The organism is Sinobaca sp. H24, assembly GCF_023845525.1.
The window spans coordinates 1-14,999 of the sequence record NZ_JALBWT010000008.1 but is presented as its reverse complement, the minus strand read 5'-3'; the positions used below and the strand labels follow the sequence as shown (position 1 = coordinate 14,999).

At 47.2% G+C, this 14,999-nt stretch carries 11 protein-coding genes and 1 pseudogene; 2 read left to right on the top strand and 10 right to left on the bottom strand.

Features of this window, described 5'->3' with window-relative positions; all coding sequences use genetic code 11:
* Positions 1 to 195 precede the first annotated feature (195 nt).
* Positions 196 to 615, bottom strand: coding sequence for a universal stress protein (locus tag MMY81_RS12310; RefSeq protein WP_252313145.1), 420 nt, complete (start codon positions 613 to 615; stop codon positions 196 to 198).
* A gap of 126 nt (positions 616 to 741) precedes the next feature.
* A pseudogene (locus MMY81_RS12305) lies at positions 742 to 2,207 on the bottom strand (SulP family inorganic anion transporter).
* 233 nt (positions 2,208 to 2,440) lie between these two features.
* Here MMY81_RS12305 and MMY81_RS12300 point away from each other — a divergent pair.
* Positions 2,441 to 3,103: an HAD family hydrolase gene (locus tag MMY81_RS12300; RefSeq protein ID WP_252313144.1), complete on the top strand. Its 663-nt coding sequence runs from the start codon at positions 2,441 to 2,443 to the stop codon at positions 3,101 to 3,103.
* A 131-nt stretch (positions 3,104 to 3,234) separates the two neighbouring features.
* Here MMY81_RS12300 and MMY81_RS12295 read toward each other — a convergent pair whose 3' ends face one another.
* On the bottom strand, positions 3,235 to 3,864 hold the full coding sequence (locus MMY81_RS12295; protein WP_252313143.1) for an HD domain-containing protein: 630 nt from the start codon (positions 3,862 to 3,864) through the stop codon (positions 3,235 to 3,237).
* A gap of 192 nt (positions 3,865 to 4,056) precedes the next feature.
* On the opposite strand from MMY81_RS12295, the gene MMY81_RS12290 reads away from it, so the two are divergent.
* Complete coding sequence (locus tag MMY81_RS12290; protein ID WP_252313142.1) at positions 4,057 to 7,293, top strand: DEAD/DEAH box helicase; 3,237 nt, start codon at positions 4,057 to 4,059, stop codon at positions 7,291 to 7,293.
* A 41-nt stretch (positions 7,294 to 7,334) separates the two neighbouring features.
* Here the strand turns inward: MMY81_RS12290 and MMY81_RS12285 are convergent, their stop codons facing one another.
* The 7 genes from MMY81_RS12285 to MMY81_RS12255 form a co-directional block, all read right to left on the bottom strand.
* A complete protein-coding gene (locus tag MMY81_RS12285) occupies positions 7,335 to 7,811 on the bottom strand; it encodes a hypothetical protein (protein WP_252313141.1) in 477 nt (158 codons plus the stop codon).
* 78 nt (positions 7,812 to 7,889) lie between these two features.
* Positions 7,890 to 9,026, bottom strand: a complete 1,137-nt coding sequence (locus tag MMY81_RS12280; RefSeq protein WP_252313140.1) for a mannitol-1-phosphate 5-dehydrogenase — start codon at positions 9,024 to 9,026, stop codon at positions 7,890 to 7,892.
* Entirely contained in the window at positions 9,027 to 9,464 is a 438-nt protein-coding gene (locus MMY81_RS12275) for a PTS mannitol transporter subunit IIA (RefSeq protein WP_252313139.1), read from the bottom strand.
* Positions 9,465 to 9,481: 17 nt separating this feature from the next.
* Complete coding sequence (locus MMY81_RS12270; RefSeq protein ID WP_252313138.1) at positions 9,482 to 11,587, bottom strand: BglG family transcription antiterminator; 2,106 nt, start codon at positions 11,585 to 11,587, stop codon at positions 9,482 to 9,484.
* Between the two features lie 23 nt (positions 11,588 to 11,610).
* A complete protein-coding gene (locus tag MMY81_RS12265) occupies positions 11,611 to 13,395 on the bottom strand; it encodes a PTS mannitol transporter subunit IIBC (RefSeq protein WP_252313137.1) in 1,785 nt (594 codons plus the stop codon).
* A 220-nt stretch (positions 13,396 to 13,615) separates the two neighbouring features.
* Complete coding sequence (locus MMY81_RS12260) at positions 13,616 to 14,611, bottom strand: aldo/keto reductase (protein ID WP_252313136.1); 996 nt, start codon at positions 14,609 to 14,611, stop codon at positions 13,616 to 13,618.
* A 109-nt stretch (positions 14,612 to 14,720) separates the two neighbouring features.
* On the bottom strand, positions 14,721 to 14,999 hold a 279-nt coding region (locus MMY81_RS12255; RefSeq protein ID WP_274622840.1), incomplete at its 5' end, for an ArsA family ATPase.

Sequence of the window (14,999 nt, the reverse complement as noted above, 5' to 3'; positions counted from 1 at the left end):
GACAAGTAAAACGCCCCCTTCTATTTCTTTCATTTGTTTCCTTCAAAAAAATACGTTATCAACTCTATAGCAGAAACGATGGATGTATACGGGCTGAGGTACAAGATCAGCTTAACATTATTTGAAAGATGCTGGAGCCGAAAAAAGAGACAGAGTGGCTTGATTTCCTGCCACTCTGTCTCTTTTTTTTGTACTTTATTTTACAATCATTACCGGACACTGGACCCGCTTCGCCACTTTGTGGCTGACGCTTCCGAGTACCATCGTCTGGACCTGATTTAAACCGCGGCTTCCAATAATGACGCACTGGTAAGAGCCTTCGTTGGCAAACTTCACAATGGCCGGGCCCGGATCGCCGTGCTTAATATGAATATCATAGGAAATATTTTTTTCCTTCAGCTTGGTTTCAATAGGAGCAAGCTTTGCTTTTCTTTTGCTGTTAATAACGTTGGAATCACCGTATTTCAGCACATCTGATTTTGATTTGTCTCCATCTACTGCGAAAATGATGTCCATATGAGAATCCTGTTCATGTTCCACCATAGCCATGGCGTGTTCGGCCGCACGCACTGAATTCTCTGAACCATCAGCTGCAAGAAGTACTTTTTTATACATCGCCATCTCTCCCTTACTATATATATACGACGAGGAAGAAAGAAATTCCTTCCACTTTTTCATCTGTTCCCGGGATAAAAAAACAAAAGGAGCTCCTTTTCCCTGTCTTTGGAGTAAATCAGCTCATTAATGACCGGAGATCATGCCGTCCAGCTTTTCTATTAAGCGGGAGCTTTCTTTATTTACGCCGATAAAGCCTGTCGTGATATCTTTTTGTTTGTATTTGCTTTTTACTTTATCCAGCGCTTCTACAGCGGAATCATCCCAGACATGTGATTCGGAAAGATCGATGTCTATATGCTTAATTCCTGCTTCGGCATCTTTATCGTAGTCAAAGCTTTTTGTAAACTCTGATACCGAAGCAAAGAATAATTGCGCCTGAACGCGGTAGACTTTCGTCGTCTTATCGCTGCCTTCTTCTTCCGTCAGCTTCACACGGGAGATTTTCGCTGCGAAGAATACCATGCTGAGAAGCACGCCGGCAAACACGCCGATCGCAAGGTTATGCGTGTACACAACGACAATTACTGTCAGCACCATTACGATCGTGTCTGATTTTGGTATCTTCGGCATAGCCCGGATAGAGCCCAGTCGAATGTACTGATCGACACCATAATCATGACGCCGGCAAGCGCCGCCATTGGAATCTGTACAACCAGCCCGCCGAGAATAATAATGAGAAACATTAAGAACACACCGGCGACTAAGGCAGACAGGCGTCCGCTTCCGCCGGACTTCACGTTAATAACAGATTGACCAATCATCGCACAGCCTGCCATTCCTCCAAAAAAGCCGGTCACGACGTTGGCATAGCCCTGCCCTTTGGATTCTTGATTTTTATTACTTTCCGTATCGGTCATATCATCGACAATATTAGCCGTCAGCAGAGATTCAAGCAGACCTACAACTGTCAGGGATAAGGCATAAGGAAAAATAATCGCGAGCGTCTCAAAATTCAACGGAATATCCGGAATTAAAAAGATCGGGAGCGTACTCGGAAGAGCACCCATGTCTCCTACGTCACGGACATTAAAGCCCATGAAAATAGCAAATGCGCTGACTACGATAATTGCGATCATCGTAGAAGGAATCGCTTTTGAAATAAGCGGAAACGTATAAATGATCAGAAGCGTAAGCGCTACGAGCGCATACATGATCCACGATTCTCCTTCAAAATGTTCGATCTGCGCTATAAAGATAAGAATAGCCAGGGAATTTACAAACCCGACCATAACGGAACGCGGAATAAACTTCATCAGACGGGACAATCCGCTGAATCCGAAAATCACCTGTAGAATTCCCGTCAGTACGGTAGCTGCAAGCAGGTATTCCAGGCCGTGGTTTGCTACAAGCGTTACCATTAACAATGCCATCGCACCGGTGGCAGCCGAGATCATTCCCGGACGGCCCCCCACAAAAGCAATAACAACTGCGATGCAGAAGGAAGCGTACAGTCCCACCTGGGGATCTACGCCGGCAATGATGGAAAAGGCAATCGCTTCCGGTATAAGAGCAAGCGCCACCACCATTCCGGCCATCACGTCCCCTCTTACATTTCCAAACCATTCTTTTTTCAGTTTTTGAACATTCACTTTCTCGAAAAACCTTCTTTCCGTTTGTATTATTTTTCTGTGATCTGCCGAATAATTCGATCACTATATGATAAAGCCTTGGCCGCTGTCTCTTTACAGCAGCCCCGTTGGGAACATAGAAATTTTACCATAATCCCTGCTTTTTGCAACCTCTTTTGTTTTCGTTCATGATTAAACAGTACTGTTTACGGGAATAGAGCCAATGGATTACTTTTCATAAGGAGCGATATAGTATGTATAAAGCATTTTTGTTTGATATTGATGGAACGTTATTAAATACAGAAGAAACGATTTTAAAATCCCTGCGCCGCGCCATTGAGGAAGAAACCGGCGAAGTGATAGAAGACCGTAACCTCGTCCATGCGCTTGATGCGCCGGCTGATAAAGCACTGATCCAGCTGGGAATTCAGGATCAGGAAGCTATTCAGGAAAAATGGAGTGCTTACGCCTCGGAAAACCGCGGCCTGATTCATGTTTTCCCAGGAGTAATAGAAGTACTGGAAGGCTTAAAGCAGCAGGGCTACCACGTCGGGATTGTCACTTCCAAAACAAAACAGGAATTCGAAGACAAAGCGGCGCCTTTTGAACTGCAGACCTACGTAGATGACATTGTATACGCCGAAGAAACAACGAACCATAAACCTTCCGGCGATCCGATTCTGGCTTATCTCGACAAAGCTAATCTAGAAGCCGCAGAAGCTGTGTATATCGGCGATACCCTTCAGGATGAAAAAAGTGCGCGCGCTGCCGGAACCGATTTCGGACTTGCTGCATGGAGCGCCACACCACATGAAGATGCACAGCCCGATCACACTTTTAAAGAGCCGTCTGATATTCTGCAGTACATTCATGACAACAAAAAAAACGAGCAGCATTTCCAATCATTAAAAAAATGAACGTTTTACTCATCGAAAATAACCTCGTATTCCCTAAAAAAGGGATACGAGGTTATTTCGTGTATCTTCTTAATAAAACAGAAAATCATCATCTGTAACATACGTTTTCAACCGGTTATTCGCTTTTTCCGTTACAGCTTTTGTTCCCATTCACTGTAGAACTGTTCAAGATAAGAGACCATAAAACGCTGGCGGTGATGAGCCAGCTGCTTGGCCTTATCTGTATTCATCAGGCTTTTGAGCCGGAGCAGCTTATCGAAAAAATGCTGAATGGCTGTATCTCTGTCTCTTCTATCGGCGGAAGCCGGCTCATGAAGAGGCTTCCCGTGCGTCCCGGAATAGGCAAAAGCCCGGGCTATTCCGATGGCCCCCATCGCATCAAGGCGGTCGGCATCCTGCACGACCTTCCCTTCGATTGTTTTCATTTCTGCTTTATTTGTACCATTACGAAAGGACATGGTTTCAATTATATCCATCACGTGTACGGAGATATCCTCTTCCACTCCGTGGCTGTCGAGCCAGCTTCTCACATTATCCAGCCCTTCTTCTTCCGTGCTGTTTAACTTTTTATCGGCAATGTCGTGAAGCCACGCCGTCAGTTCCACCACATAAAGATCGGCTTCTGTTTCGCGGCCGAGCTCCACTGCCTGCTTGGCGACCCGCTCTGTGTGCCAGAAATCGTGGGCTGGATCGGCATGCTTAAAAAAAGCGGCCGCTTCCTGTTTTGCCTGGCTGATGATAGTCTTCTGCTGTTCATTCATACGTATACTCCCCCGTTTCCCACAGTTTCGCACTGCTTTCTTTCATTATACCCTTTTTACAGCTTACTATAAGATACGCTGTCTTTGTTTATTTCTACAGATATTAACGTACTCCTCTTCTCCTTTCATTTGATTTTCAGCAAAATGTGATAAAATAAACGTTTAAGCAGTAATAAAAGGAGAGATGAGGCATTGCCTTACATACCTAAAAAACAGATTCGGCGTTTAGCCGGTCCGACCGTATACGCCAGAGGACTTGATTATTATGAACGAGGATATATAAAAGGAATTCAACAGCAGCAGAATGGCACAATCAGCAAGATAAAAGCAAGCGTGCAGGGAGAGGAAATGTATAAAGTAGAGCTCTTTTTTCTCGAAAGCGGAGAATGGGAGGATGGCTCCTGCACGTGTCCCGCCCACAGCGACGGCATGCACGTATGCAAGCATATGGCCGCTGTGATGATAGAGCTTGCCAGCCTGCAGAAGCCGGAAGTTTCTTCATTCTTTTCCGAGCCCGTCCAAAAAAAACAAGTGAGTGAAAAAGAAGCCACTTCATCGCTGCGGCATTTTTTTATGGATCATTTTTCGGGGAGGCTGACGACCGTAGAGTCAATCGGAGAGCCGATGCGCGCCGAGTTTGTGCTGCAGTTTTTCTCCGACTACAGCTTTGTGCAGGAAAAATATTTCACGGTGCAGCTGCGGATCGGCGTAGATAAACTGTATGTCGTTAAAAACATGGAGGACCTATTTGCATCCATCCGTCAGCGCTCTCTGCTTCCTATTACAAAGAACTTCACTTTCGATCCGACCTATCACTATTTTAAAGAAGAAGATCTGCAGGCATTAAAGATGCTTGAATATATTGTACGCAATCAAAAATGGCAGAAAGACGGACGCACGTCATCCTTCGGCTATTCCGAAACGTCTGCCCGGGCTATCCAGGTGCCGCCTGTAGCCGCAGAGCAGATGCTCGAACGACTTACTCCCTGCCGTCAGGTGTTTGTTCAATCGGCAACACGCAATCAGCTTGTGCCGTTTATGGTAAAAGAAGAATTTCCCGGCACGTTTGATATGCAGCAGGCCGATGAAGACTATCTTATTTCCTATTCCGCGGTTTCCTATCCGCCAAAGCGGATCAGCCTGACCTCCTATTATATATGGAATGACCGCCTGTATAAAATTGACCCGGAAGCGGACCGCGATATCGTTCTGCTTTTTCATATGCTGATGGACACGCCGCAGGGAAGGCTTCCGCTTTCTTCAGAAGAGGTCGGACAAGTATATAAGCAGATTGTGGCACCACTGGAGCAGAATGAAAAGCTGGAGATGACGGAATCCATCCGTGCTTCTATCGAAGAACAGCCGCTTCAGGCCAAAATCTACCTCGATAAAAAGGAAAACGGACTGACGGCCGATCCGCTTTTCTCCTACGGCCCTTACTCTATTCATGCCGTAACAGAACAGCAGACTCCGGAAGACAAAGCGATTCTTGTACGCGACACCAAGCAGGAAAAAGACATCCTTCAGTTTATTGAAGAAGCCGGCTTCCACTGGAACGGCGAACGGCTGATTCTTTCCCAGGAAGAAGATATTGCTTTGTTTTTTCTAGATATTCTGCCGGAGCTGAAAAAGCAGGCCGACGTTTTTATGAGCCGCGCAGCGGAAAGTACGTTTATTCCACCGGAGACGCTTCAGGTTGAGGCCGCTCTTGACCCTTCTATGGGATGGCTCGATATTTCCTTTGAAACCTCGGATTTAAACGAGGAAGATGTATTCCACCTGATGAAGGCGCTGAAGGAAAAAAAGCGCTACTACAAAACAATCGAGGGCGGCTATGTTTCCTTAACGAGCAGCTGGATGAAAAACCTGCAGGATCTGCTTCAGGATACGCCTGTAACGGAAGAAAACACGGAAAATAAAAAGATGCGTATGCCCTCCTACAAAACGCTTCTGCTCGATGATAAAACGCGGGAAAGTGCCGGGTGGAACGCCTCTGCAACCATGGAGGATCTTATCCGACACATCCGTGATCCGCAGACGTTTGAAGTGGAACTGCCGGAGGGGCTGAATGCCGATCTACGCGACTACCAGAAGCTGGGCTTTCAATGGATGAAGGCGTTGACGGCCTATGGATTCGGCGGTATTTTAGCGGATGATATGGGGCTTGGAAAAACGCTTCAGACCCTGACGTATATTCTCTCTGAACGTCAGAAAAATCCTGAAGCACCGCCTTTTTTAATCGTTGCCCCTTCTTCATTAATATATAATTGGGAAAAAGAAGCCCAGCGGTTCACCCCTGATCTTAAGATCGCAGTGATCCACGGCACGAAGCCGCAGCGCAAAAAACAATGGAGCACCTATGAAGAGGCCGACGTCTGGATTACGTCATATCCGCTTCTGCGCCGTGATGAAGAGCTGTACCGGGGCCGTGTATTCTATGGACTGATTCTCGATGAAGCTCAAAATATTAAAAACCATCTGTCGAAATCGTTCCGCGCTGTAAGGCGGATGGACGCCGGCCGTATTTTTGCCTTAAGCGGCACGCCCATTGAAAACAAGCTGGAAGAGCTCTGGTCGATGTTTGCTGTTATTATGCCGGGTTTGTTTCCGGACGTCTCCAAGTTTAAACAGCTGTCTCCCGACCAGATCAAACAGCGGATTGCTTTTATTATGAGACGGACGAAAAAAGAAGTATTAAAAGAGCTTCCGGATAAAATTGAAAGCTCTCTCTACTGCGAATTGAATAAGCAGCAGCGCGAGACCTATATGGCTTATTTGGAGCGTATTAAAGCAGAAACGAGCCAGCAGCTTAAAGAAGGATTGTCCTCCAACCGGATGAATATTCTTGCCAATCTGACCCGGCTGCGTCAGCTCTGCTGCCATCCGGGGATGTTTCTGGAAAACTACACGGGAAGCTCCGGAAAATTGGATGAGCTGATGTCGTTTATGAAAGAAAGCAAGGAAAACGGGCGCCGGGTATTGGTCTTTTCCCAGTTTACGAGCATGCTTTCTATTATTTCCAAAGCATTCGATGAAGCAGGACTCTCCTATTTTTATCTGGATGGCAAAACACCTTCCGACCAGCGGATGGCCCTGACCGAACAATTCAATGAAGGCTCTGCTGATTCCTTTTTAATTTCGCTGAAGGCAGGAGGCACAGGGCTGAATCTGACAGGAGCCGACACAGTTGTGCTGTTTGACCTCTGGTGGAACCCGGCTGTAGAGAGCCAGGCCGCCGACCGCGCCCACCGCATCGGCCAAAAGCGGGTCGTACAGGTCGTCAAGCTGATTTCACAAGGCACGATTGAAGAGAAAATCCTTTCGCTTCAGGACAAAAAGAAAGCTCTATTCGACCAGGTCATACAGACCGGCGAAAGCAGCCTGTCTTCTTTATCAGAAGACGATATCCGCGAGCTTCTTGATTTATAAAGAAAAGCCGGCCCCCTGAATCTCAGGATGCCGGCTTTCTTCTATTTCTGGGCAGTAAACAACAGACGCCCTTCCTGCTTTTTGTCCACAACGATCCGCCAGCTTAAAAATGTCCGGCGCAGTTCTTCATGCCATTCTTCCGGTGAATCGGTTTCCATAACAAAACTGATCGATCGTTTCGATCTTACGGCTTTTTCAATCTGCTGGAATGTTTCCAGCAGCACCCCTTTTTTATACGATGCAGTATCAATAAGCAGAAACACCCAATCCAGAGAAGACGGCGTCCACTCCACCATGTCCAGACTTGTTATACAATGAAGCTGATGGGACTTCAGCTTTTCCGCTGCTTTTCCTCCGTCCGCTTCTACAAGTGTAAAGACGCCCCTCGACTGGCGGACAGCTTCTGCTGCCGCGGCTGTCTGTTCTTCAGACAGCGCTCCAATCTGCATGACGTCTGCTTTGGGGATTTTTTTAATTACGGGAAGGTAGCGTGAGATATAGTGGATCGGATCCGTCACGATAACCTGCCTCCTTTTTGCTGACTTTGTTTTAGTATACCAAAAGGCCTCCCTGTTTTGTCCGGGAGGCCTTTCTTTTTATGCCTGATCAAATACAAGTCTCGTCAGCGGATGTGAGGAGTCCAGACCGCTGTAATAGCAGAATGCTTCTTCTCTTCCATTCTCTTTAATTCGTGCCTGCAGTGCCTGTGCTTCTTCATCTTCCGGATGCTCGAAAGTAAGAAGCGCGCGCAGCGTTTCGGCAATGTAAACAGGCTCTACACCGTAATCAAGCAGCCCTAAAGCAGGATGCACGAGGCGCTCCTGGCTGCCAAGCTTGCGGACTGGTCCGCGTCCGACACGCTTCACGGAATCCGATAAATATGGATTCTGGAACCGTGTATTGATTTTTTCACGGTATGCCTTTAGATCTTCTTTATCGAACCCGTGTTTACGGCTTAGCAGTTCGGACGTTTCATTAAGAAGGCCGAAGTATGCTTTTCTTACTGCTTCATTGTCATACGATTCCTTGATCGTTTCGCAGCCTCCTGCAGCGCCGTTATAGGCGAGCGCAGCATGGCCTGCGTTAACTGTAAACAATTTTCTTTCAATGTAGGGCGGAAGGGACTCGACATACGTCACACCAGGTATTTTCTCTGTTCCCGGTTTGAGGGAAGGTTCCTCTACTACCCATTCAAAAAAGGGCTCTACTACAACATGCAGTCCATCTTCCGATGATTGTTCGGGAACAATACGGTCTACTGCTGCATTTGCAAAACCGGTAAACTTCTCTATTGCGGCCTGCTCTGCGCTGGAAAGATGTTCATAAATCGCAGCCTGCAGATGGCTTGTTCCTTCTGCCATATTTTCGCAGGCAATAATATTTACGTTGGAAGGTGTGCCTTTAGCGGCACGGCGTTTAAGGCCTTCAGCCAGATCAGGTGCAATCCGCTTTAGAATCGGCGGTCCAACAGCTGTGGTAATCAGGTCTGCCCGCTCAATCAGCTGAAGCAGTTCTTCCTTTTCTTTCATGCTGTTTACGGCGTGAACACCGCTTATCCGGCTCGTTTGATGCGTTTCATCCGCCAGTTCCACCGTGTATTCGCCGCGTTCCTGAAGCTTTGTGATTAATTCTTCGTTTACGTCTGCGAAATATAATTCAAAGCCGGCTTCAGACAAAAGCTGGCCGATAAAGCCCCTGCCAATATTTCCTGCACCAATCTGAAGGGCCAGCATTTATTTCACCTCTTCAAATTGAGCAAGCAGCTCTTGTTTCGTTGTAGCCTGCAGCATCTTCTCCACATTATCGGCATCCGAACAGACAAGCGCAATTTTTGAGAGGATTTCTAAATGCTCGTCTCCCTTGCCGGCGATACCAATCAATAGCTTTACCTTGTTTCCATCACCGTAATCGACCCCGTCCGGCGCCTGTACAATGGACAAACCGGAGGATTTAATTTGGCTTTTGGAATCTTCCGTACCGTGTGGTATCGCTATATAGTTCCCCATGTACGTAGAGGTTAATTCTTCTCTTTCCATCATGGAAGCAATATAATCGGTTTCGACGTACCCCTGATCTACGAGAATGTTTCCTACCGCGCGGATTGCTTCCTCTTTTGAACTCAATGCTGCTCCTATTACAACGTTCTCTTCTTTTAGTATTTGGCTGCTCATTATAATCGTCTCCTGTCTTATTGTAGTTTTTCTTTAAGCCATTCATGAAACGCGGCACCCATATGGCGGGTCAGCCGCTTTTTATCGGCAGATCGGAAGCGTATTAGTGATTCCCGGCTTCCGATAAGCTGTTCGCTGACGGCACTGAGTACTTCGTATATTTCGGTTTCTCCGTATTCAGGTGCCAGCAGAAGCAGAATTCGGTATGTCGATTCTACAGACCCGTCCATTGCCTGTATATCTTTAGGCTCCGGCAGATCCCATATCGTAAAAGAAGGTCTCGTTACATGGACGCTTCTGGCATGAAACAGGGCAAGCCCTGAATTTGGAATCGCAACTCCTCCCATCGCATAGCGCTCCAGCAGCTTATCGCGCACCGCTTCTGCGTTCTGGATCACTCCGTCTTCAACGGCGCGTCGGCATACAGCCTCCAACTGACGGGAAAGCTCCCCGCGTTCTGTGATCTCTTCTACTTCCAGTCCGCCTAAAAGCATAAGAATCGTGTTCGTATACGACTGCATCTGCACTAATTTCTCAATGGGCTCTTCTGCTGCAGACGTCCCTGATGAAATCGGCCGGCGTTTTTTCAACAGGCTGTCCTTATGCTGTTCCCGAATAAAGGCCTGAACACTCCTAATATCTTTATCTGTTAAAAACGGATTGACCACAATATGCGGCAGCTCGCTGTCCGGCAGGCTTAATGTAGAAATAATTACATCATAGCCCTCCCTTTTCGACTCGTTCTCCAAATCCATCAGGGAGATATTTTTCAGCTTCTGCAGTTCGGGAATTTCTTTTTGCAGCCGGGTAACGAGCATCTTGGAAGAGCCTATACCACTCGAACAGACGACAAGCGCATGCAGGGGCTCCATCGTGTTTGCCCGTTCAATGGCCGATCCGAAATGCAGAACAAGAAAACCGATTTCTGCATCCGGAAGCTCAAAACGGGAAAAGGTGTCGGAAGCCGCTTCTTTAATTAAAGAAAACAATTCCGGGTAATCACTTTTAATATCTTTTAGCAGCGGATTATGGATTTTCATGCGTTCCTTAATCCGGTAAAGCGTGGGTTCTAAGTGAGCTACAAGCCCCTGGAAAAGCGATTCATCGCCGGTCAGGTTTTTGCCTACCCGCTCTTCCACAAACTGAATCAGGGATTTCGCCTGAACCGCTGATGGAAGACTGTCCAGATCCATTGTATATTCCTGATCATTTCGAAGCTTGGCCCCGCGGAGATGCATGGTAATATATCCAATTTCTGCTTTAGGAATCGTCCGCTGAAAAACCTGTTCCAGCCGGGAAATAAGCTGTTCGGCCACAGCAAATTCCTTCGTTTCCTGCAGTGATTGGAAGTAGGATTCGTTTATTTCAATATTTTCGCCTTTAATGATCCGCTCCATGGCAAGCGTTAAATGCACGGCCAGGCCGATATATGCACTGTCGGCAAAGGAGTAGGGCAGTTCACTTTTAAAATCATGCAGTACGCCTTCAACGAGCGCCCAGCGCTCTTTTTCCACCATACCCAGCAGCCGGTTTGATATGTCGCTTCCTGCCGGAGAGGGCTTCTGCTTCATCGTTTCCCTCATTAAATGAAAGAATTCATTTTCTCCAAACGTTTCCACCATCAGGCTGCTCATGGCACGCCTTCTTGATTTCTCGGTCCCGACCACTTCCACGCCGTATCCTCTTCTGCGAATCAGCTGTAAATCGAAAAAAGACAGCCACTCCTCTGCTTTATCGAGATCGTGGCTGACTGTAGCTGCCGTCACGTTGAGCTCAACCGCCAGAGATGTAAGCTTGACCGGCTCATTTGCTTCCAGAAGTGCACTCAGCAGCAGGGTTTTTCTTTCTTCCGGCGTATAGTCGGAGAACGCAGAATGGCGAAGGAGAGCCAGCAGTTCGTTCCTGCTGCTGCTCTCCTCGCCAATGACTTCAATCCCTCTGCCTGTCTGCCTTCGCAGAGTTAAATGATACGGCTCTATTCTTTTTTCAAGGCCTTCGAGATCGCGGTGAATGGTACGGGCGCTGACGTTGAGCTCCCGTGCCGCTTCCGAAATCGGCACCATACCTTTTTGAGAAAGCAGATACTGCATGAGTTCACGTTCACGGGCTGTAATATAGTCCATACCGTTCACCCTTTTCGTGAAGCTTAGCTGATTTTATTTTCCTTCAGCCCCTCAACAAGCTCATCGTATTTCGGGCTGCCAAGAAAATTATCTACGGAAATGTGTGCTGCATCCGGACGTTTAGCTTTCGCACGCTCGGTTAAATCTTTGTGGGTAATAATGATATCTGCATCTTCCGGAATCTGGTTAATTGCTGAGTTGGTCACATGAATATCCAGTCCGGCTTTTTTCACTTTGTCTTTCATAACAGATGCACCCATTGCGCTTGATCCCATTCCGGCATCGCAGGCAAAGATAATCTTCTGTACGTTCTGCGGATCAAATTCAGAAAGCGGCTTTTCCTGCGCCTGCTCTCCTCCATCTTCTCTTCCCTTTAAATCTTCAACTAACTCATCATATTTCGGGCTGCCGAGGAAATTGTCTACGGAAATATGCTCTGCATCCGGACGTTTTGCCTTCGCACGCTCGGTTAAATCTTTATGCGTAATAATAATATCTGCACTGTCCGGAATCTGGTTAATCGCTGAGTTGGTTACATGAATATCCAGTCCGGCTTTTTTCACTTTATCCTTCATGACAGATGCACCCATTGCGCTTGATCCCATTCCGGCATCACATGCGAAGATAATGCTGTTCACCTGTGCTTTTTTAGCAGAAGATGCAACCGGCTGGCTGCCGCCAAGCTGGGAAGCGGCCTGACTCTTCTTGCCTTTCATGCTTTCCATTTTCGCTGCGGCACCGCTTAGATCTTCTTCTTCCTGCTTGGAGAAGCGGAGAATCGATCCTGCGATCACAAAAGATACAGCCGTTGCTGCAAGAATACCGGCTGCCAGACCAAGATAGTTGCTTGGATTGGCAAGGGCAAAGTAGGCAATAACACTTCCTGGAGAAGGTGGAGCTCCAAGACCTGCGCCAAACAGCTGGAAGGTGAAGATACCGGCCATGCCGCCGCCGATCGCTGCAAGAATAAGAATCGGCTTCATTAATACATACGGGAAGTAAATCTCGTGAATCCCGCCGAAGAAGTGAATAATCGAAGCACCGGCCGCTGAACCGCGTGCCATGCCTTTACCAAAGACCATATAGGCTAAAAGAATTCCCATACCCGGTCCCGGGTTGGTTTCCAGAAGGAACAGTACGGACTGTCCTGCCTGAGCCGTCTGCTCTAAAGCAAGCGGACTTAGTATACCGTGGTTAATTGCATTATTTAAAAACAATACTTTCGCCGGCTCAATGAAGATACTGACGAGTGGAAGCAGGCCAAGTCCGATAATCCAGTCTACTCCGTTTCCAAGAACACCTGTAAGGCCTGTTACAAGCGGACCCACCGCGTATAGTCCAAATATGGCAAGAATAGCACCGATAATACCGGAGGAAAAGTTGTTCACAAGCATTTCAAAGCCCTGCTTGATTTTTCCATCCACTGCCTGGTCAAATTTTTTGATGGCATAGCCGCCTAACGGCCCCATCATCATGGCACCGAGGAACATTGGAATCTCTGCTCCTGCGATAACCCCCATTGTAGCAATGGCGCCGACGACCCCGCCGCGCATATCGCCGTGAACCATCCGTCCGCCGGTAAAACCAATCAAAAGCGGAAGCAGGTAGGTCAGCATCGGGCCGACTACGTTATCTGCGATGTTTGCAACCGGAATCGGGCCGTCTGCAATAAAAAGAGCTGTAATAAGACCCCAGGCAATAAATGCCCCGATATTCGGCATAATCATGCCGCTTAAATAACTGCCGAACCGCTGCACCTTCGCACGCATGCTGCCTTTGCTCTGTACTTCTCCTTGAGCTGTACTCATAGTAAACGCCTCCTTGTTTATTAAAAGATATGCTGTCACGATTTAAATACTTTCTGCATGAACAGCACTATTTCTGATGATAAGTAATTATCATTGCTGTATCTTTATAATAAAGCGTTACCACTGCGTCTACAACAAAAGGAAAACACTAATTCGACAGGAGCATTGTTGACAACATTTAATAAGCCTGTCTCAAAAAGAGACAGGCTTATACTTCAGCTTATTCTGATTTAGCGGGTGGAGCCATAAACTCCGGACCGATGGGTTCTTTAATATGCTTGCCGACGATTTCATTTACTGCCTGATGATCGGTTTCATCAAGCTTCCAGTCCATCGCTTCTTCTATCGCGTCCAGCTGATCCGGCCTTCTGGCACCCCACAGGGCAATATCAGATCCGGGCTGATCAAGTACCCAGCGGATTGCGAGGTGAATTACATGCTTATTGTATTTATTCTGCACGTACTGATCAAGTTCGTTTACTGCGGCAATATAATTCGGCAGGGTGTCCTCCTGGAATTTTGGATCATTGTTACGCAGGTCATCTCCTTTGAACGTGCGGTCTGCCGACATTTTTCCGCTCAGCAGGCCGCGGCACAGGCTGCCGTATGAAAGGTTTGTGATGTCGTGTTTCCGGGTGTAGGGAAGAATATCTTCTTCAATGCCTCTTTCAAAAATATTATACGGCGGCTGAAGCACGTGTACGGGCGCCGTTTTCTGAAACTCGTCAATCTGCTCTGTTGTAAAGTTACTGAGTCCGATTGCTCTTATCTTGCCTTCGTCAAACAGCCTTTTCATTACAGCAGCTGTCTCTTCCATATTTATCTCAGGATCGGGCCAGTGTACATGGTAAATATCAATGTAGTCGCTGCGGAGGCGACGCAGGGAATCTTCTACTTCTTTTTGAATACGGGCTTCTGTTCCGTCTCTGTACATACCGCCCTCGTCCGTCCAGTTCAGCCCTGCTTTGGTAGAAAGCACAATATTATTTCTGCCGCCATACTGTTCGACCGCTTTTCCGACCAGTTCTTCCGATTCGCCTAATCCATAGGCAGGTGCTGTATCAATAAGGGAAATTCCTTTATCTAAAGCAGCGTGAATCGTTTTAATGGAATCTTCTTCATTCGTGCCTCCCCACATTTTGCCGCCAATAGCCCACGTGCCGAGACCAATGCGGGAAGCTTCTATGCCAGTATTCGCAATTTTAGTCGTTTCCATTTTTATAGAACCTCCTGAATAAATGAATTATCCTACACTCATTACCGTTTTTTCTTTCTTTTAAACAATTATGTCAGGGAAAAAAGCGCACCCGCGGGCACGCTTTTAATTAGTCAGGAACGATGGCCTCCGCCATCGTTTTAATATCTTCAATTGAATGAATGTCCTCTTCCAAAAGCGGCAGGAACGTCTTCTGCTGGTTCGGAAAGGCTTCTTTAATCTGCTCGATGTAGGCAGCTTCCTGCGCTCTTCTTTTTTGTATAAAAGAACTGTTTCCCGCAGATTCCGGCATGCATTTATTAATCAGCACCGCCGGCACCGGCATATTCACCTGCTCCAATAGCTGCAGAGCGCGCTTTGTTTCCGCAATAGGAAGCTTTTCCGGCAC